This is a genomic window from Hoeflea sp. YIM 152468, from assembly GCF_029210485.1.
GTDB lineage: Bacteria > Pseudomonadota > Alphaproteobacteria > Rhizobiales > Rhizobiaceae > Hoeflea.
This window is the reverse complement of record NZ_JARGET010000012.1, coordinates 18,702-37,987: the sequence shown is the minus strand read 5'-3', so window position 1 is coordinate 37,987 and position 19,286 is coordinate 18,702. Positions and strand designations below refer to the sequence as shown.

13 protein-coding genes and 1 tRNA gene are annotated in these 19,286 nt (G+C 60.3%); 12 read left to right on the top strand and 2 right to left on the bottom strand.

The window, feature by feature from the left end:
* Window positions 1-183 precede the first annotated feature (183 nt).
* The gene (locus tag PZ897_RS06795) at window positions 184-1,170 is read left to right on the top strand and encodes an alpha/beta hydrolase (RefSeq protein ID WP_275751083.1); all 987 of its coding nucleotides are present in this window, start codon (window positions 184-186) and stop codon (window positions 1,168-1,170) included.
* Here PZ897_RS06795 and hisN read toward each other — a convergent pair.
* Both hisN and PZ897_RS06785 read right to left on the bottom strand, forming a co-directional pair.
* Window positions 1,157-1,933 carry a histidinol-phosphatase gene (gene hisN / locus PZ897_RS06790; RefSeq protein ID WP_275751081.1) on the bottom strand — a complete coding sequence of 259 codons (777 nt, stop codon included), beginning with the start codon at window positions 1,931-1,933 and terminating at the stop codon, window positions 1,157-1,159. The two genes, PZ897_RS06795 and hisN, sit on opposite strands and share 14 nt — an antisense overlap.
* A 337-nt stretch (window positions 1,934-2,270) precedes the next feature.
* Window positions 2,271-3,107, bottom strand: a complete 837-nt coding sequence (locus tag PZ897_RS06785; RefSeq protein ID WP_275751309.1) for an N-formylglutamate amidohydrolase — start codon at window positions 3,105-3,107, stop codon at window positions 2,271-2,273.
* Between the two features lie 258 nt (window positions 3,108-3,365).
* Between PZ897_RS06785 and PZ897_RS06780 the strand changes: the two genes are divergently transcribed.
* From PZ897_RS06780 to glgX, 11 genes are all read left to right on the top strand, one after another.
* Window positions 3,366-3,731 carry a response regulator gene (locus PZ897_RS06780; RefSeq protein WP_269389435.1) on the top strand — a complete coding sequence of 122 codons (366 nt, stop codon included), beginning with the start codon at window positions 3,366-3,368 and terminating at the stop codon, window positions 3,729-3,731.
* A gap of 247 nt (window positions 3,732-3,978) precedes the next feature.
* Window positions 3,979-4,053: transfer RNA gene (locus PZ897_RS06775), tRNA-Val, on the top strand.
* 398 nt (window positions 4,054-4,451) lie between these two features.
* Window positions 4,452-4,592, top strand: a complete 141-nt coding sequence (locus PZ897_RS06770; protein ID WP_275751077.1) for a hypothetical protein — start codon at window positions 4,452-4,454, stop codon at window positions 4,590-4,592.
* Window positions 4,593-4,655: 63 nt separating this feature from the next.
* A complete protein-coding gene (locus PZ897_RS06765) occupies window positions 4,656-5,570 on the top strand; it encodes a sugar kinase (protein ID WP_275751075.1) in 915 nt (304 codons plus the stop codon).
* Window positions 5,571-6,205: 635 nt separating this feature from the next.
* Entirely contained in the window at window positions 6,206-7,900 is a 1,695-nt protein-coding gene (locus PZ897_RS06760) for a sulfatase-like hydrolase/transferase (RefSeq protein WP_275751073.1), read from the top strand.
* A gap of 249 nt (window positions 7,901-8,149) precedes the next feature.
* Complete coding sequence (locus PZ897_RS06755) at window positions 8,150-10,630, top strand: glycogen/starch/alpha-glucan phosphorylase (RefSeq protein WP_275751071.1); 2,481 nt, start codon at window positions 8,150-8,152, stop codon at window positions 10,628-10,630.
* Window positions 10,627-12,849, top strand: a complete 2,223-nt coding sequence (gene glgB / locus PZ897_RS06750; protein WP_275751069.1) for a 1,4-alpha-glucan branching protein GlgB — start codon at window positions 10,627-10,629, stop codon at window positions 12,847-12,849. The genes PZ897_RS06755 and glgB overlap by 4 nt, the downstream gene beginning before the upstream one ends.
* 19 nt (window positions 12,850-12,868) lie before the next feature.
* Window positions 12,869-14,140 (top strand): glucose-1-phosphate adenylyltransferase, encoded by a 1,272-nt coding sequence (glgC, locus tag PZ897_RS06745; protein WP_275751067.1) that lies wholly within the window; start codon window positions 12,869-12,871, stop codon window positions 14,138-14,140.
* Window positions 14,137-15,585 (top strand): glycogen synthase GlgA, encoded by a 1,449-nt coding sequence (glgA, locus tag PZ897_RS06740; RefSeq protein WP_275751065.1) that lies wholly within the window; start codon window positions 14,137-14,139, stop codon window positions 15,583-15,585. Before glgC ends, glgA begins: the two co-directional genes overlap by 4 nt.
* A complete protein-coding gene (locus tag PZ897_RS06735; protein ID WP_275751063.1) occupies window positions 15,585-17,213 on the top strand; it encodes an alpha-D-glucose phosphate-specific phosphoglucomutase in 1,629 nt (542 codons plus the stop codon). Before glgA ends, PZ897_RS06735 begins: the two co-directional genes overlap by 1 nt.
* Entirely contained in the window at window positions 17,213-19,204 is a 1,992-nt protein-coding gene (gene glgX, locus PZ897_RS06730; protein WP_275751307.1) for a glycogen debranching protein GlgX, read from the top strand. The genes PZ897_RS06735 and glgX overlap by 1 nt, the downstream gene beginning before the upstream one ends.
* Window positions 19,205-19,286: the final 82 nt, after the last annotated feature.

Genomic DNA, 19,286 nt, shown 5'->3' with positions numbered 1-19,286 from the left:
TGAGCCCAATCAGACCCAGACAGTCTGAGCCGCCGGGAGCATCCTGTCCCTTCTGTTCCGGGCATCTGGCCGGGGCCGCTGACAAGGCGGCTCCGGCTTTTTCACTTGGATTCCGGGCTTTTCATTTTGCCGCTAAGCTTTTCCTTTTGACCAAAGGCAGGCGAAGCACTAATCCGGAACACCATGAGCGATGATCTCCCCCTGCTGATCGAAATGGACGGCAATCCGGTGCCCGGAAACCATGTTGCCGGCTGGTTTGAGAGTGTTGGCGGCAAACGGTTGCGCTATGCCATTTTCAGATCCGATATTCCGGTTGCACGCGGAACCGTGGTGCTGCTGCAGGGCCGCAACGAGTGCATAGAGAAATATTTCGAGACCATCCGCCATTTCACAGACCGCGGGCTTTGGGTGGCGACCTTTGACTGGCGCGGGCAAGGTCTGTCGGAGCGGCTGTCAAAAAATCCCAGGGGCGGTGATGTCCGCCGTTTCGCCGACTTCGAGAGCGATCTGTCGGTGTTTCTCGAAACCATCGTGCTCCCCGATGCGCGGTTGCCGTTTTGTCTTGTGGCCCATTCCATGGGCGCGCTGGTGGCACTCTCGATGGCGCCAAGACTGGCCAACCGCATTGAGCGCATGGTTTTGCTCGCGCCCTTTATTGAGCTGTCCAATCAACTGGTTTCGACATGGAGTATCCGGCTGATTACCAGGCTGCTTAGAATGACCGGCTTCGGTCGGCTGGCTTCGGGCAGGGATCGCTTTCCCGTGCCGTTTGCCGACAACCTCCTCACCTCCGACATCGATCGTTTCACCCGCAATCAGGCGCTGCACATGGCCCATCCCGAGTTGCGCCTCGCCCCGCCCAGCGCAAGGTGGATCAATGAAATGCTGGCTGCGATGGATCGCGTCACCCGTTTTGAGCATCTCGACCAGATCAAGGTGCCGACCGTGCTGATCGGCGCCGGCGATGACAAGATCGTCGCACCCCAAGCCATTGAAAGCCTCGGCAACCGCTTCCGCGCCGGTCGCGCCATCATGGTTGATGGCGCCCGCCACGAACTGCTTCAGGAAGCCGATCGCTACCGAATTCCGACCCTGGCTGCCATTGACGCATTCATTCCGCCCGACCAGGCCGCCGAACCCACACCGGCCCCGGAAATCAAGACTGGTTGAGCACCTCCAACGCCGCCTCATGCAAGTCTGGCGACCCGCTGGCAACGATGCTGCCGCCATTTTCCGGACGATCTCCGGTCCAGGTCGTGATCACACCTCCCGCCTGTTCGATCAGCGCGATCAGCCCGCCGACATCATAGGGCTGGAGATCCGATTCCACGACCAGGTCGATATGCCCGGCGGCAACCATCGCGTAGGCGTAGCAATCACATCCGTAGCGGGTCAATTGCACCCTGCTTTCAATACGCTTGTAGGATGATGCCAGGTCTTCGGGAAAAATCAGCGGCGAGGTTGTCATCATGATCGCCTGTTCGAGCCCGACTCCCTTGCGCGTGACGAGCGCTGAATTTTCGCCGTGCCGCTTGACAAGCGCACCGTCCGGCCCGGCGATAAAGCGCTCGCCGGTGAAGGGCTGATCCATCATCCCCATCACCGCCCGGCCCTTGTGATACAGGCCCACCAGTGTGCCCCAGACCGGAAGCCCGGAAATGAAGGCCCTGGTTCCGTCGATCGGATCGACAACCCAGACAAAGTCGCGGTCAAGGCCGACATCACCATGCTCTTCGCCCAGAATACCGTGGTCCGGATAGTGATCGGTGATCACCCGGCGGATTGCCATCTCGGCGGCCCTGTCAGCTTCGGTGACCGGGTCAAATCCGATCGTGTACTTGTTGTCGATGGTGACCGGCATCCGAAAACGCGGCAGCGTTTCCGTGGCGGCCGCTTCAGCAATGGCGTCGAAGAAAGTGATGTCAGGAAGCATTTGGTTTCCCATGAAAGAACACAGAGGGCGGACGGAACGATATTTGGTACCAATGAACTGACCCGCCCGTCGCCAAATTGCAAGCCTCGGCAATGGGGCCTGCGGCAGCAGATCCTGCCGAAGCGCGATCAAAGCAGAAGCAATTGGCACTTGCTTGCCGCAAGATCAGCGTTTCATCGCAGCCTAAGACTGTGAATGCTCCTTGGGCGCTTCCTCCCCGGATTTGCCGCGTCGCGAGCGCGGTTTTTTTGCCTCGTCCGCAGACCCGACGTAGTTCAGACGATGGCGCCAGTTGAACAGAACCAGCCGGGCAGCAGACTAGTCGCGTCGTTGATTATCACTCGGCCGCGAGCCGGTCTTTGGACAAAGTCTCGCGGACATAGGCCATCAGATCGCCAGCGAATTCGCTCAGGTCGGCCTTGAGCGGTTCAAACCCGGAGGTTTTCTCCAGCCGCTCCTCATCAACATAAAGTCCGCGATTAATCTCGATCTGCAGCGCGTGCAGACCCCTGGCCGGACGTCCATAATGTTCAGTGATGAAACCGCCCGCATAGGGCTTGTTGCGAACCACATGATACCCCAGACCGGACAGGATCGAGACCGCGGCGTAGGAGAGATCATGGTCCGCGCTGGCGCCATAGCGGTCGCCGATGATGATATCAGGTCGCCGGTTGCCGCCTGCAACACGAACGCTGGCCGGCATCGAATGGCAGTCGATCAGGATCGCCTTGCCGAATTGCACATGGGTTTGCGCGATGATCCGGCGCAGACTGGCATGATAAGGCCGGTAGACGCCTTCGATCCTGGACAGCCCCTCTTCGACACTGAGCCGTCCACGATAAATTTCCATGTTCTCGGCCACCAGCCGCGGGATCGTTCCCAACCCGCCTGCCACGCGCAGCGAACCGATATTGGCAAACGCCGGCAACGGCCCGTCGAACATGCGCGGATCAAGCTCATAGGGTTCACGATTGACATCCAGCCAGGAGCGGGGGAATTGAGCCACCTGCATCGGCGCGCCCAGATGCACCACTCTCGCAAACAACTCGTCGACGAAAAAATCCTCCGAGCGCCGGATCGCCATTCTGTCGAGGCGCGACATCTGCAAGAAGCCTGCGGGATAGATCCGGCCGGAATGCGGCGAATTGAAAACAAACGGCTCGGTCTGCTGCATCGGCAGGTGAATTTCGAAAGGAGCAACTCCACGCGAATCGGCATCCCGGTCGCTTGCCGTGCCGGGGCTGTTGGTTTCACCCATTTCCGTCCCTTTGCCCATCATCCGCGTTTTTCACCTTGCCAGTTGCCTCTGCCACTGTCCAGTACGGGTAAAACGCATCGAAAAAACGCCATCATTCACCTGATGTTTACTGGAACGTCCCCATATAGGACAAAGGCAGAGCTCGATGAGCCCGATGACAGGTTTGGAAATAGAATGACTCCGAAAATTCTCCTCGCGGAAGACGACAATGATATGCGCCGGTTCCTGGTCAAGGCACTGGAAAAAGCCGGCTACGAGGTCCGTTCCTTCGACAATGGCGCCAGCGCCTATGATCGCCTGCGCGAAGAACCTTTCACGCTGCTGCTGACCGATATCGTCATGCCAGAGATGGATGGCATCGAGCTGGCCCGCCGCGCCACCGAGCTCGATCCAGACCTCAAGGTCATGTTCATCACCGGCTTTGCCGCCGTGGCGCTCAACCCGGACTCCAAGGCGCCCAAGGATGCCAAGGTTCTGTCCAAGCCATTCCATCTGCGCGACCTCGTTGACGAGGTCAACAAGATGATTCTCGCGGCCTGATAGCCGCCGCCGACAAATTCGCGAGATTCTGCCGTCGAACCACCCGGGCGCCGCAATGCCTGCTGCTCCCCCATTTTACCCGCCACGCGGCCCGAGACGCCGCAATCCCGCAAAGACAGGCGCAGTTTGCGCCTGTTTACGCGCTTGCAGCGGCTTGCACCGCACCGCAACGCCGGGTGGTCCGAAAAAACAAAACGGATTCGTATTGACGCAATGGGGATTGTGTGGTGTATGCGGCGCATCGGATGGGCGTATAGCTCAGCGGGAGAGCACTACATTGACATTGTAGGGGTCACAGGTTCAATCCCTGTTACGCCCACCATCCTTTCAAGCACTTGGACCAGGCTTGCACAGTGGACACCAGGTTCACGGACGATTATTTCACGTCTCACTCACACATCTCCTGCAAGCTCTTGAATTCACGACCCTGACGGGTTTCCCAGACGTTGTAACGCCCTGCGATCTCACGCGTCCAGAAACCTTCCGCCGGTCGAGCCGCTTCACAATCTCTTCCTTCTTTGGTGTGTGCATCAATGTTTTTTTTGATGCACACAACGTGGTCAGCCGAGACCTCGGCGAAGGCAAACTGGAGCTGCGGGCCCGCCTGGACCGCGCCGAGGCGTTAAAGGCCGAGGAGCTGGCCTCGACCTTTCCCCGGCACCCGAGGCGAGAGGACCTCGCGCTCACGCGGCCTCAGCAGCCACGACATCATTGTCGGCGATGTCGACGGTGTTGTATGTGTTCCGCGAACAGGTCGAAGAAGTTCGAGCCGTCGCACTGGAAATTGATGCCGAGCAGGCCCGGCTGATCATGGAGTCCGGCTCACGCAGGAACGGCCTCGCCAAATGCGGCCGCAGCTGAAACTAATCGCCCCCCCGCAAGCTGTCGCGACAACTTGCGGGCGGCAAACCGAAGAGGAAACCCATGTCCCCCGATATACTGTGCCTCGGCGAGCCCATGCTCGAATTCAATCAACAGCCGGGAGGCAGCTATCTGCCTGGCCACGGCGGGGATACCTCGAACTGCGCCATTTCCGCAGCGCGGCAGGGCGCCCGCGTCGGCTATGTTACCCATATTGGCGCAGACACATTCGGCAAGTCCTTCATGGAGCTGTGGGCCGGAGAAGGAATCGACACCTCGACGGTCAAACAGGTCACAGACGCCCATACCGGTGTCTATTTCGTCACTCACGGCGCCAATGGGCATGAGTTCAGCTACATGCGGGCGGGATCGGCGAGCAGCCGGATGGGACCCGACGATCTGCCGCTGGACGCGCTCAAAGCCGCTAAAATTCTGCATGTGTCGGGTATCAGCCAGGGCATTTCTGCACTGGCGGCCGATGCTGTATTTGCGGCGATCGACACAGTCCGCTCAGCCGGGGGCAAGGTCTCTTACGACACTAATCTCAGGCTCAAGCTCTGGCCGTTGCAACGCGCCCGCGCGGTGATTCACGCGGCCGTGGCGCAGTGCGACATCGCTCTGCCCGGGCTTGACGATGCACGCCAGCTGACTGGCCTTGAAGACCCCGAGGCGATTGCGGATTTTTATCTCAGGCTGGGTGCCGGCGTGGTGGCCTTGACGCTCGGAGAGGACGGAACCCTGGTCGCAACGGCAGAGGAGCGGCGGCGGATCAAAGGCCGCCGGGTGGAGGCCGTCGATGCAACCGGAGCCGGCGACACATTCGACGGCGCCTTTCTTGCGCGTCTGGTGGCCGGTGACGATCCCTTCCAAGCCGCCCGCTACGCCAACGCAGCCGCGGCACTGTCGACCCAGGGCTACGGCGCCATTGCGCCAATCCCGCGGGCCGCAGCGGTCGAAGCTTTCCTGGCCGAGGAGTGAGCCAGGCGGAAGTCCCCGATTGCATCATCGACCTGTGCCGCAAACACGACGAGGCAATGGTCCCGGCGCTGATTTCGTGGACCAGTTCATTCGGTGATATTGCAATCTGAAGGCATGCGCCGGACTTGGAAGCAGCCCTGGTCGAAGCCAATCCGCTGCCCTCACGCCCCGCATGAAGCGACTCGCCGACACCCGCGATGCGTTGCGCATCACCGAAGTGGCCTTCCGGCCCCTGTCGAAACGTTCACCAGGCCAGCGCCAACGGGCTTCGATCGCCAGGCACTGCTGCGAAGCCCGAAACTTGCTGTTGGACGAACCTGCTTCGGCGCTCACCTTGTCGCCCTGCGCTCTTGCGACAAGGTGGCTGCCGTCGCCGATTGCACCATGCTCGCCCGCGGCCCGGTGGCTCCGTGATTACCGGCCCCCCTGCGTGACATCGGTCCGATGGGCGCATCGAGCACTGCTTGCGCGCGCAGAGCCTTGTCATCATCGATGGCACCGGGGCAAGCTGAGCGCTGTTCACGCTGCTGGCGCTTCCAAATGCCAATCCCGTCGTTAAGGACAATTTCTCATAGCATTTGTATGAGTTGTTAATACATGCATTTCTCCAGGCTTGGACACCGGAGAATGGCCTGATGTGGGTGAATAGCAAAAAGCTGATTGGCAATCTGTCAGCATTGATCTTCAACCCTGTTGCTGCGATTGCAGCAGTCCTCTCCTGCACCGCATTTTTATACCTGCTTGAACGGGCTGCCCATCACATGCCTTTTGTCATGCTCTCGGTTTTGGGCATTGTCACCGTGCTTTTTCTGCTGAGCAGCCGGATCTATTTTTCGCTTTACACAGCATTGGCAATCACCGTGCTGCTTTCGATCGCCTCGGTGTTGAAATATCGCACCAAGGGCTTTGATCTTCACATCTATGATCTGGTTTTTACCGGCACCGATCCGCAGGCCTTTGCCTTTCTCATGAACGGCTTCGCAGCTTACATCCTACCGGTTGTCGTGCTCATGATCGGCGCTCTCATCGGCCTCACGCTCGTTTTCATCGCCGAGCACAAGGCCAGGATGAGCGCCCTGCGGCGCAGCGGAATGGTGGCAGTCACCTTCGCACTGATACCGCTCAGCTACCCGCTCGCGGCTGACGAGCCACGGTATTTCCACTATCTTGGCGGCTTTAACGCCTCCGCATTCTTCGTCTCCTTTCTTGACCTCCGCGACGCAGCGATTGGCAGAAGCATCTCCGATCGCTTTGCCGAGTTGCCGGCGGCCCGGCCCTTTGCCTCGCCCGGCCCCTGTGAAGCGACGGGGCCGAAGCCGGATCTTTTTGTGGTCTTGAGCGAAAGCCAGACTGATCTGAGCCGGCTTGACCAATACGGCATCAGCCAGCTTTTCGCGCAGCAGTTCAAATCAGCCGACGGAAAGCGACGCGAACTTCGGGTGGAAACCTTCGGCGGCGGCACATGGGTTTCCAACTTCTCGTTGATGACCGGCCTGTCCAGCCTCGATTTTGGTTGGCGCGCGCCCTATTTGACCACCACGATGGAGGGCAAGGTCCATCAATCGCTGGCCACCGAACTGTCACGCTGCGGCTACAGGACCGCGGTTTTGATGCCGATGGATCACGGCTTCGTCAACGAGGGACCGTTTCTTGAATCGATCGGTTTCGACGAGGTTCTCGATTACAACCGCATCGGCGCCAGCGAATACGCCCACCGCGACCGGTTTTACTTCGAGGCCGCACGGGCCTTTATCGAACAGCACCGCAGAACGGACGGCAGACCGTTATTCCTGGAAGTGCAGACAATGTTTGCGCATTCGCCCTATGTCGAGCATCTGTCCGATCCGGATCTGGAACTGACGAGCACAAGCGGCAATATTGAATTGGACGAATACCTGCGCCGGGTTGCACAGTCGCAGAAAGACTTTGCCTGGTTCCTCGGTCAGGCGGAAGCGGAAAGCAGGGACCACCCGTCCATCGTGCTGGAATTCGGCGATCATCAGTCTTTTGCCACCCGCGAAGTGGTGAACCATCTCTATCCAGACTTCGCAGTCAACGACCTCAAATCATCGGCGTACCGGAGCTATTTCACCGTTCACGGCATGGGCCTGGAACTGAACATGGCCCCGTTTGACTTCGCCAGCCTCGACATTGCCTATCTTGGCGTGTCGTTGATCGAGGCCGCGGGACTGGGCCGATCTCCGATGTTCGCCGATCTCGCCGCACTCAGGGACCGATGCGAGGGGAAAATGCATTTCTGTGCCGACAGAGGGTCGGTTGACCAGCATCTGCAAAAGCGCATCGCCTCAGGATATCTGACGGTTCAGTAACCGACAGCAAAAGTTAGGGCCCAGCAAACTGCTGGCTGGCAACGGGCCGCCAAGCCCGCACTATCACGCGCGCGGAGCCGGAAAAACAACAGCACCATTGCGGCTGCTTTCGCCTATCCAAGACGATTTCCATCAATCTAATGGATTAAATCACTGGATATTGATGGAAATATCAGTCATTGCTCAAAAACCGACACATCACGAAAACATTGCCCGTGCGCGCACCTGTCGCGTTCAGGCCCCAGAAGAATGGGACCTATGATGATCGACAAGTCCGCCATGGCTGATCTCCCCTCGCCCGCCCCGCGCAGCAGCGATCCGGGCGCGCTCGCAGCCGAAATCATCGAACGGCTGACCTATTCCATCGGCAAGGATGCCAAGGTCGCCAAGCCGCATGACTGGATGACCGCCACCATTCTGGTGATCCGCGACCGGGTCATTGACCGCTGGATGGCGTCCACCCGCAAGACCTATGAGGAAAGCGGCAAGCGGGTTTACTATCTGTCGCTGGAATTCCTCATCGGTCGGCTGACTCGCGACGCCGTATCCAATCTCGGACTTTTGCAGGAAGTCCAGCAAGCCCTGCAATCTCTGGGCGTTGATTTCGATGCGGTTGCAGCGCTCGAACCGGATGCAGCGCTCGGCAATGGCGGCCTCGGGCGGCTTGCCGCCTGCTTCATGGAATCGATGGCCACGGTCGACATCCCGGCCTACGGGTACGGCATCCGCTATGTTCACGGGCTGTTTAGGCAGCAGATGAGCGACGGCTGGCAGGTCGAACTGCCCGAAACCTGGCTGGCGCATGGCAATGCGTGGGAATTTCCGCGCCGCGAATGCGCCTATGAGATCGGGTTTGGCGGATCAGTGGTGACCACCGACGATGGCTCTGGCGAAACCCGCGGCACCTGGAAACCCCAGGAGCGCATGATGGCTGTGGCCTACGATACACCCGTCGTCGGCTGGCGGGCCAAACGGGTCAACACCTTGAGACTTTGGACCGCTCAACCGATCGATCCGATTCTGCTCGACGCATTCAATGCCGGGGATCATATCGGGGCCCTGCGCGAGAGCAACAAGGCCGAGGCTCTGTCTCGCGTACTCTACCCCGCCGACGAGACCCCCGCCGGACAGGAGTTGCGGTTGCGTCAGGAGTACTTCTTCTCGACAGCCTCGTTGCAGGACATCCTGCGCCGGCACCTGCAGCAATATGGAGATCTGGCCTCGTTGCCGGACAAGGCCGCCATTCAGCTCAACGACACCCATCCGGCGGTCTCGGTTGTCGAACTGATGCGTTTGCTGATCGACGTTCACGGCATCGAATTCGACCCGGCCTGGGAGATCACCCGCAAGACCTTCAGCTACACCAATCACACGCTGCTGCCCGAAGCGCTGGAAAGCTGGCCGGTGCCGCTGTTCGAGCGGCTGCTGCCGCGTCACATGCAACTGGTTTACGCGATCAACGCCAAGGTGCTGCGCCAGGCCCGCAAGCAGCGTGGCTATGACGAAGACCAGATCCGCTCCGTCTCGCTGATCGACGAAGGCGGCGAACGTCGCGTGCGCATGGGCAATCTGGCTTTCATCGGCTCCCATTCCATCAACGGCGTCTCGGCCTTGCACACAGATCTGATGAAGCAGACCGTGTTTTCGGACCTCCATCACCTCTATCCCGACCGCATCAACAACAAGACCAACGGCATCACCCCGCGCCGCTGGCTGATGCAGTGCAATCCGGGCCTGTTCTCGCTGATTCGCGAGGCCATCGGTGATGACTTCATGGACGATGCGGAAGCGCTTACCGCTCTCGACGCCTTCACCGGTGATGCCGAGTTCCGTGCCCGGTTTGCAGCCGTCAAGCGCGACAACAAGGTGCGCCTTGCCAATCTGGTTGCCCGCCGCATGGGCATCAGGCTCGATCCCTCGGCCCTGTTCGACATCCAGATCAAGCGCATCCATGAATACAAGCGGCAGTTGCTCAACATTGTCGAGGCGGTGGCGCTTTACGATCAGATACGCTCCCACCCCGAGCTTGACTGGACGCCACGCGTGAAATTCTTTGCTGGCAAGGCGGCGCCGAGCTATCACAACGCCAAGCTGATCATCAAGCTTGCCAACGACGTGGCCCGGGTGATCAACATTGACCCGGCTGTTCGCGGTCTTTTGAAGATCGTCTTTATTCCCAATTACAATGTGTCGCTGGCCGAAATCATGGTGCCGGCCGCCGACCTCTCGGAGCAGATTTCGACTGCGGGCATGGAAGCGTCCGGGACCGGCAATATGAAGTTCGCCCTCAATGGCGCACTGACCATCGGCACGCTCGACGGCGCCAATGTCGAGATTCAGGACTGCGTCGGCGAGGACAACATCGTCATCTTCGGGTTGAGCGCCGCAGAGGTTGCCGATCGACGGATCGCCGGTCACGAGCCGCGCGCCATCATCGAATCATCGCGCGAGCTGTCGCAGGCTCTCACGGCGATATCTTCCGGGGTATTCAGCCCCGATGACCGCGATCGCTTCTCCGGACTGACTGCCGGACTGTATGATCATGACTGGTTCATGGTGACTGCCGATTTCGACGAATACGCCAGGGCGCAGCGCAAGGTCGACAGTTTGTGGGTTGACGAAGCGGCCTGGTATGGCCGTACTATCCTCAATACCGCGCGTGTCGGCTGGTTCTCTTCGGACCGAACCATCCGCCAGTATGCAAAGGAAATTTGGAAAGCCGGCCCATGACCCAAAAGGGACCCGTGCCTGACGCCGACACCAAGGTGCCTCACCTTTCGGCCGACCAAGCGACAGCGATTGCTTCGGGTGCGCATGGAAACCCCTTTTCCGTCCTTGGCGTTCAGGAGTTTCACGGCGGATTTTTCGCCCGCGCTTTTGTGCCCGGCGCCGAAAGTCTCATTGCCCTGACGCTGGACGGCGAACCGGCGGGCACGCTTAAGACCGGCTGTGTCGCGGGATTGTTTGAAGGCCGTGTTGCTATCGCCGAGCGCCAGCCGCTTCGTTACGCGGCATCAAATGCCACGGCGTCCTGGGTGATTAACGACCCCTACGCTTATGGCCCTGTACTCGGCCCGATGGATGATTACTTCATCGCCGAAGGCTCGCATTTGCGGCTCTTTGACAAGCTCGGGGCCCATCCGATGCATCATCAGGGCACGGACGGGGTGCACTTCGCCGTCTGGGCGCCAAATGCGCGACGCGTGTCGGTTGTCGGCGATTTCAACGACTGGGACGGCCGCCGCCATGTCATGCGCCTTCGTGCCGATATCGGCGTATGGGAGATATTCGCCCCTGGTGTCAAACCCGGCGCGGTCTACAAATACGAAATCATCGGGTCTGATGGCGAATGCCTGCCACTGAAGGCCGATCCGTTCGCCCGCCGCGCCGAATTCCGACCTGCGACAGCGTCAATTGTTGCTGCTGACCTCAGCCACGAGTGGGGAGACGGAGCTCACCGCGCCCATTGGAGCAAGGTTGACGCCCGCCGCCAGCCGATGTCGATCTATGAGGTGCATCCGGGCTCCTGGCGCCGGACAGCGGACGGATCCTTCATGTCCTGGGATCAGCTGGCTGACGAATTGATCCCCTATGCCGTGGAAATGGGCTTCACCCATATCGAGTTTCTGCCTGTCTCCGAACACCCCTACGATCCCTCCTGGGGCTATCAGACCACCGGGCTCTACGCGCCATCCGCCCGCTTTGGCGAACCGGCGGGGTTTGCGCGCTTTGTCGATGGCGCACACCAGGTCGGTGTCTCCATCATTCTCGATTGGGTGCCGGCGCACTTTCCGACCGACGCCCACGGTCTCTCCAATTTTGACGGCACCGCACTTTACGAGCACGCCGATCCACGTCAGGGGTTTCATCCCGACTGGAACACGGCGATCTACAATTTCGGCCGCCGCGAGGTCGTATCATTCCTCGTCAACAATGCCCTGTTCTGGGCCGAGACCTACCACATCGATGGCCTGCGGGTGGATGCGGTCGCCTCGATGCTCTACCTCGATTACTCGCGCAAGGAAGGCGAGTGGATCCCCAACAAGGATGGCGGCCGCGAAAACCTCGACGCGGTCGAGTTCCTGCGGCAGATGAACACATCGGTGTATGGCAGCCATCCCGGCGTCGTCACCATTGCCGAGGAATCGACGTCCTGGCCGAAAGTGTCCGCTCCGGTGCATGAGGGCGGGCTCGGCTTCGGCTTCAAGTGGAACATGGGCTTCATGCACGACACGCTCTCCTACATGCAGCGTGACCCGGTCCATCGCAAACACCACCATCAGGACCTGACCTTCGGCCTGCTCTATGCGTTCTCCGAAAATTTCGTCCTGCCCATCTCCCACGATGAGGTGGTTCACGGCAAAGGTTCGCTGCTGACCAAAATGGCCGGTGACGAGTGGCAGAAATTCGCCAATCTGCGCGCCTATTTCGGCTTCATGTGGGGCTATCCCGGCAAGAAGCTTTTGTTCATGGGCCAGGAGTTTGCGCAGCGCGGCGAATGGAGTGAAGCCCGGTCTCTCGACTGGGATCATCTTGATGACCCGCGCCACCACGGCATGCAGGATCTGGTGCGCGATCTCAACCGGCTCTACGCCACAAGGCCGGCGCTGCACGCGCGCGACTGCGAGCCGGAAGGTTTCGAGTGGCTTATTGCCGATGACAGTGCCAACTCGGTGTTTGCCTGGGCCCGTCATGCGCCCGGTGAAGACCCGGTGGTGATCGTGTCGAACTTCACACCCAATGTCCTCAACGGCTATCGTTTGCCGTTGCCGATCGACGGGACATGGCGTGAGATCTTCAACTCGGACGCCACCATCTACGGCGGATCAGGCAAGGGCAATCTTGGCGAGGTCACAACGCGGCAGGAGGATGGCCGCACAATCGCGGAACTGATGTTGCCACCATTGGCTACTTTGATGTTGACGCCGGACAGGCCTGGCTCAGCGTAACGACGAAGGGGAGGACAACATGGAACACAAAAGGGTTCAGCCACTGGCGCGAGACGCCATGGCCTATGTTCTTGCAGGTGGCCGTGGAAGCCGGCTTATGGAACTGACCGACCGTCGCGCCAAGCCTGCGGTTTTCTTCGGCGGAAAATCTCGAATCATCGATTTTGCCCTGTCCAATGCGCTCAACTCCGGCATCAGGCGGATAGGCGTCGCCACCCAGTACAAGGCCCACTCCCTGATCCGCCACATGCAGCGTGGCTGGAACTTCCTGCGTCCCGAACGCAATGAAAGCTTCGACATTCTTCCCGCAAGCCAGCGCGTGTCGGAAACACAATGGTATGACGGCACCGCTGATGCGGTGTTTCAGAATATCGACATCATCGAAAGCTACGATCCGAAATTCATGGTCATCCTGGCCGGTGATCACATTTACAAGATGGATTATGAATTGATGCTGCAGCAGCATGTCAATTCCGGCGCTGATGTGACTGTGGGTTGCCTCGAAGTCCCGCGCATGGACGCGGTCGGCTTTGGCGTCATGCATGTCAACGACAGGGACGAAATTATCAATTTCGTTGAAAAACCCGCCGATCCGCCGGCCATGCCCGACAAGCCGGATATGGCTCTGGCCTCCATGGGTATCTACGTCTTCAGCACTGACTTTCTGATGGACGAATTGCGGCGTGACGCCGGAACGCCCGGCTCGAGCCGCGATTTCGGCAAGGACATCATTCCCTACATCGTCGCCAACGGCAAGGCTGTGGCACACCGGTTTGCCGACTCCTGCGTTCGCGAAACACCTGAGAAAGAGGCCTATTGGCGCGATGTCGGCACCATAGATGCTTACTGGCAGGCCAACATCGACCTCACCGACATTTTGCCCGAACTGGATCTGTATGATCGCTCCTGGCCGATCTGGACCTATGCCGAGATCCGGCCGCCGGCAAAGTTCGTTCACAACGAGGAGGGCCGGCGCGGCATGGCCTTGTCGTCGCTGGTATCGGGGGACTGTATCATTTCCGGTGCGGAATTGCATCAGTCGCTGATCTTCACCGGTGTTCTGTGCCGGTCCTACTCCAAGCTCGACCAGGCCGTCGTGCTGCCTGAATGTGTCATTGGACGGCACGCCGATCTGTCGAGAGTCGTGCTCGACAGCAAGGTGAAAATTCCCGCCGGCCTTGTCGTCGGAAAGGATCCCGAACTCGACGCCAGCCGGTTCCACCGGACGGAATCAGGCATCTGTCTGATTACCCAGGACATGCTGGATCGTGCAGGGTTGATTTACGAATGAAAGTCCTCTCCGTCGCCTCCGAAGTCTACCCGCTGATCAAGACCGGTGGTCTGGCCGATGTCGCTGGCGCCCTGCCTGCGGCCCTGACAGCCCAGGGTGTTGATATGCGGGTGCTGCTGCCGGGCTACCAACCGGTGATGGCGAAGCTGCGCAACCCCGTCAAGCTCGTCACGTTCCATGATCTGCTTGGTGTCAGCGCCAGCATTCTTGCCAGCAAGATGAATGGCGTCAATTTTCTGGTCCTCGACGCACCGGACCTGTTTGACCGGGACGGTGGCCCCTACACCGATGCGGCAAGCGCCGATCACCGCGACAACTGGCTGCGGTTTGCCGCTCTCTGCCGCGCGGCCGCCACCATTGCCGAGGACGGGATCGACGATTGGAAGCCCGACCTTGTCCATGCTCATGACTGGCAGGCTGGCCTGACACCGGTTTACATGAAGCAGGGCAAGGCCGCCGCAACGCCAGTGGTGATGACCATTCACAACATCGCGTTTCAGGGCCAGTTCGGGCCGGACATCTTCCCCAGGCTCGGCCTGCCGCAATCGGTGTTCGCGGTGGACGGGATCGAGTATTACGGCGATGTCAGCTTTCTCAAGGGCGGACTGCAGATGGCGACCGCCATCACCACCGTCAGCCCCACCTATGCCCAGGAGATCCGCACGCCCGCTTTCGGCATGGGGCTGGACGGTTTGATCAATGCGCACGCCGACACTCTGCACGGCATCGTCAACGGCATCGACACAGACGTCTGGGATCCCTCGACCGACACGATGATTGCCGCCAATTACAGCCTTTCCAAACCCAAGAAGCGCCAGACAAACCGCAAGGCTTTGGCCGAATATTTCGGATTTCGCGATACCGATGGCCCTGTGTTCACCGTGGTCAGCCGGCTGACCTGGCAAAAGGGCATCGATGTCCTCACTGAGGTCGCCGATGATATTGTCGCAATGGGCGGCAAGCTCGCTGTGCTCGGCTCCGGCGATCAGGCGCTGGAAGCAGCGCTGACCGCGGCAGCAGAGCGGCATCCCGGCAAAATCGGGCTGGTGCTGGGTTACGATGAACCGCTGTCGCATCTGATGCAGGCCGGCGGTGACGTCATCCTGGTTCCGTCACGGTTTGAGCCTTGCGGCTTGACCCAGCTTTACGGTCTTCGCTATGGCAATGTTCCTGTCGTCGCCCGCACCGGTGGTCTGGCCGACACCATCATCGATGCCAACGAAGCGGCAAGCGCTGCGCAAGCCGCTACCGGGTTCCAGTTTTCACCGGTCACGCCGGATGCCTTGCGTCAGGCGCTGCGCCGTGCTGTCAGGGCTTTCTCCGAACCCAAGGTCTGGGCGCAGCTACAGAACCAGGGGATGAAAGCAGATGTTTCGTGGAATCGAAGCGCCCACAGATATGCCTGTCTCTATAAAGAGCTTCTTGCCGAACAGAGTGAACCGTAATGACCAGAACCGTAGCCATCAGCCCTTTTCCGGACCAGAAACCCGGCACATCCGGCCTGCGAAAGAAGGTCCCGCTTTTCCAGACGCCGGGCTACACCGAAGCCTTTATCCAGTCGATTTTCGACAGCCTTGAGGGGATGGAGGGCGAGTCCCTGGTGATTGGCGGCGATGGCCGGTTCTACAATCGCGACGTGATCCAGATTGCCATCCGCATGGCGGCCGCCAACGGCTTTGGACGGGTCGTGATCGGCAAGGGCGGCATTCTGTCCACGCCGGCAGCCTCGCATCTGATCCGCAAGCGCCAGGCCTTTGGTGGGTTGATCCTGTCGGCCAGCCACAATCCGGGCGGGCCGACCGAAGATTTCGGCATCAAATACAACATCTCCAATGGTGGCCCCGCACCGGAAAAGATCACCGATGCCATCTATGCCAGATCCCGGACCATCGATCGTTATCTGATCGCCGAGTTCGATGACGTCGATCTCGACAAGATCGGTGATTTCGAAGCGGACGGCATGGCCATCGAGGTGGTCGACCCGGTCGCCGAGTATGCCGAACTGATGGAAACGCTGTTCGATTTCGATGCCATTCGCGCCCATGTCGCCGGCGGATTCCGTGTGGCCTTTGATGCCATGCACGCGGTAACCGGGCCCTACGCCCGGGAGATCCTGGTTCGGCGTCTCGGCGTCGACCCGGCCCTGGTGATCAACGCGTTTCCGCTGGAGGATTTCGGCGGCCATCATCCCGATCCCAATCTTGTTCACGCCAAGCAACTCTATGATCAGATGATGGGGCCGGATGCCCCTGATTTCGGCGCAGCGTCGGATGGCGACGGCGACCGCAACCTTGTCATTGGCCGCGGCATATTCGTCACGCCATCGGACTCGCTGGCGATTCTTGCCGCCAACGCCCATCTTGCGCCGGGTTACAAGGCCGGCCTCAAGGGCATTGCCCGCTCGATGCCGACCAGCGGCGCCGCCGACCGGGTCGCGGCAAAGCTCGGTGTCGAGATGCATGAAACACCGACCGGATGGAAGTTCTTCGGCAATCTGCTTGATGCCGGCCGCTGCACCATCTGCGGCGAGGAGAGCGCCGGCGCAGGATCCGATCATGTGCGCGAGAAGGACGGGCTTTGGGCAATCCTGCTGTGGCTCAACATACTTGCAGTACGGCGACAGAGTGTGCGGGAGATTGTTCACGGCCATTGGGCCGAGTATGGCCGCACCTACTACTCGCGGCATGACTACGAGGCGCTCGACACCGAGAGCGCCAATCAGCTGATGGCGGCGCTTGACGGCAAGCTGTCCCTCTTGCCGGGCCGGAAGGTGGGCTCGCTGACCATCGAGAAGGCCGACAATTTTGCCTATCAGGATCCGATCGACGGGTCGGTGAGCCGCAATCAGGGCATCCGGATTTTCTTCGAAGGCGGATCGAGACTGGTCTTCAGACTGTCCGGTACCGGCACATCCGGGGCGACACTGCGGATTTACATGGAGCGGTACCAGCCTGATCCCACGCGCCACGACGAGGAAACCCAAAGCGTCCTTGCCCCGCTGATCCTTGCGGCCAGGGATCTGGCCGAAATCGGCAAATGGACCGGGCGCGATGCCCCGACTGTCATCACCTGATGGGGGCATTCGACAATCTGAATGTTCCGCCAAATCCCGGTGTGGAACTGACCGCCGAAGGGGTTCGGTTCACGGTTCATGCGCCAGCCGCAGCGTCGCTCACACTCTGCCTGTTTGACGACGATGATCAGGAAACCGGCCGCCATCAGCTTCACGGCATCGGCAACGGGCTGTTTTCGGGCCTTGTGGCCGGCGTCGAGGCCGGGGCGCGCTACGGTCTGCGCGCCGATGGGCCTTGGCAGCCTGACCAGGGCCACCGGTTTGACAAATCAAAGCTGCTCGTTGATCCCTATGCGACGAGGCTCGATCGTCCCTTCACCTTTGATCCGGGTCTGGCCCGAAAGGGGGAGGACACCGCAAGCCTCGTTCCGAAAGCCATTCTCGAGCCACCGCTGCCACCACTCAACCCGGGCCGTCCCCAATTCAAACCGGGCGGCCTCATCTATGAAGTGCCGGTCCGCGCCTTCACCCTGCTGCATCCAGACGTCCCGGAGGCCGATCGCGGTACAATCCGGGCACTGGCGCATCCCTCTATCCTTGATCATCTGTGCAAGCTTCACGTCGACGCTGTGGAACTGATGCCAATCGCGGCCTGGATCGACGAGCGCCATTTGCCGCCCCTGGGGCTGACCAATGCCTGGGGCTACAATCCGGTCACCATGCTGGCGCTCGATCCGCGCCTGGCACCGGGCGGCATTGCCGATCTGCGCCATGCCGTCGAAGCGCTGCACGCAGCCGGTATCGCTGTCTTGCTCGACGTCGTGTTCAACCACACCGGGGAGAGCGACACCGAGGGGCCAACGCTGTCTCTGCGCGGGCTTGGCAATGCCGCCTATTACCGCCACGACGCCGACGGCAACCTGATCAACGACACCGGCTGTGGCAACACCCTGGCCTGCGATCAACCCATGGTCCAGGGCCTGGTGCTGAGCGCCATGCGTCACTTCGTGACCCAGGCCGGCATTGATGGTTTCCGGTTCGACCTGGCCCCTGTTCTGGGACGCGACGCCAACGGGTTTTCGCCGGATGCGAGATTGCTGCAAATGATCGTCGATGACCCGGTGCTGCACGACCGGGTTCTGGTGGCCGAACCCTGGGACATTGGTCCGGGCGGCTATCAGCTCGGCAAGTTCGGCCCGCCCTGGCTTGAATGGAACGATCACGCCAGAGACGACATACGCCGCTACTGGCGTGGCGACCCGGCCATGACCGGCGCACTTGCAACCCGGCTATCGGGTTCCTCCGACATCTTTGACAAAAACGGCGCAACCCGCACCCGCAGCCTCAACTTCGTTGCGGCTCATGACGGCTTTCCCCTGGGCGATCTGGTTGCCTATGCAGACAAGCACAACCAGGCCAATGGCGAGAACAACCGCGATGGCCATGATGCCAATTACGCCTGGAACAACGGCGCGGAAGGTCCAAGCGATGACCCGGCACTCCTGGCTGCGCGCGAAAGTGATGCGAGGGCCCTGATCGCCACCCTGTTTGCCAGCCGTGGCACCATTCTGCTGACCGCCGGCGATGAGTTCGGCCACAGCCAGCATGGCAACAACAATGCCTATGCTCAGGACAACGCCATCACCTGGCGCAACTGGGGCGATCTCAATCAAGGCCGGCTGGAGTTTACCCGAGCCTGGGCTGAACTGAGAGCAAAACTGCCGCTGCTGCGCCGCATACAGTTTCTTCAGGATACGGATTGTTCCAACACCCCTGATCAGGTCTCATGGTTGACGATGGAGGGCCACAAGATGACCGCTGCACACTGGGAGGATGCTGACAGGGCGAGCTTCATGATGGTGCTGGGCCAACCGGGCGAACGCCTCGCCCTCGGCTTCAACCGAGGCAGCACGGATGCGCCGTGCGTGCTGCCTGATACCGCAGGCGACTGGTGTTCCGCTCACCCCGGCGCACAGCCTCAAACCTCGTCGGTATCGGCCCGGGCCGTAGCCTGCTGGCAGGAACGTGGCGCCGGCGGAAGCCAAGGTTGAGCCAGGTGATGCCGAACGCTCAGAGCACCTGGCAACCGGTATCTGCTTGCATTTCCACATCAACATGATGCAGAAAACAGGT